General features: G+C 64.6%; 2 protein-coding genes. One reads left to right on the forward strand and one right to left on the reverse strand.

Annotated features, from left to right (window positions below; genetic code table 11):
* Positions 1–220, reverse strand: a 220-nt coding sequence (locus NP3_RS50030; protein ID WP_218025000.1) for a hypothetical protein, incomplete at its 3' end; no start/stop codon positions are given.
* Between the two features lie 195 nt (positions 221–415).
* Between NP3_RS50030 and NP3_RS36495 the strand changes: the two genes are divergently transcribed.
* Positions 416–1,171, forward strand: a 756-nt coding sequence (locus NP3_RS36495) for a P-loop nucleotide/nucleoside kinase family protein (RefSeq protein WP_063046279.1), incomplete at its 3' end; no start/stop codon positions are given.

Here is a 1,171-nt window from a genome sequence, read left to right on the forward strand (position 1 = left end):
GGAGTTGGCAGGGGTTAACAGCCCCTGCGGCAGCGGCGGCGATGTGGCGGTAGCGCACCGCGAGCTCACTGACTGCCGTGTGATCTGAATTGATCAGTTGAGAGCGGAGAGCGTTCGAGTCGACGATGTTCGAGCCGCTGCCTTGCGCCCGCGCGCGTACTGGTTCGGGCGATAATTCGCCCGTTTTCCAGGACGTTTCGGGCTGAGTCTGCGAAGTCATCGAGCACCCCTCCAAGAGGGAGGTCAGGGTCAAGTTATGTTCAGATCGTATCAACTGAACTATTCAGATGTAACCCTTGAACATTGCCTTGATTGCTGGTACAAGTCCCGTCGATCTGCGTCATCACCGCCGGTTGGCGTGGACTGATACCGTTCGGATGCCGTGGAAGCACAGATCAGAGAGGGCTCAGCCGGGATGACTGAATCGACCAGTAGCGAGGCCCGGCGGTGGCAGATCGCGCGTGCGCTCAGGACCGAGATCGAGTCCGGTCGGCTTCGGCCTGGTGAGAAGCTGCCGTCTTCCCGAGCCCTCGCCGAGCAATGGGGAGTCAGCCTCGGGACGGTCAACCAGGCAATGGAGCAGCTCGGTCACGAGGGGCTCATCGCCACTCGCCCGCGATCGGGGCGTGTGGTCGCCGACCGAGCCACTGGCGATCAGCAGCGCACGGCGCGGCCACGGGTCGTGTTCGTCGGCGGCTATGCGGGCAGCGGGAAAACGGCGGTCGGCCGGGTGCTGGCGCGAGAGACCAGCTGGGCGCTCCTCGACAAGGAAATGCTCACCCGCAGCGTGGTGGACGCGGCACTGGTCCAGCTCGGTAGCACGATCGCCGATCGGGAATCCGCGCTCTACCGCGATGTCGTCGAACCTGCCGAGTACCAGTGCTTGGCAGCCGCGGTGAGCGAAAACATCGCGTGCGGGGTGAGCGTCATCGCCATCGCCCCGTATCTGGAGCAATTCGGCAACCGCGCCTGGTTCGATCGCCAAGCCGCCTCACTCGCCGAACAGGGAGCCGAAATGTCGGTGATCTGGGTCGGCTGCAGCACCGAGGTGATGCGGTCTCACCTCGAGCGACGCGCGGCCGCCAAGGACACCTGGAAGCTGGGCCACTGGGATGAGTACCTCGCCGGCGTCGACACGGAGTTCGCTCCGGCCTGGCCGCACACCGTCATC

It is taken from the genome of Nocardia pseudovaccinii NBRC 100343, assembly GCF_001613225.1.
GTDB classification, from domain to species: Bacteria; Actinomycetota; Actinomycetes; order Mycobacteriales; family Mycobacteriaceae; genus Nocardia; species Nocardia pseudovaccinii.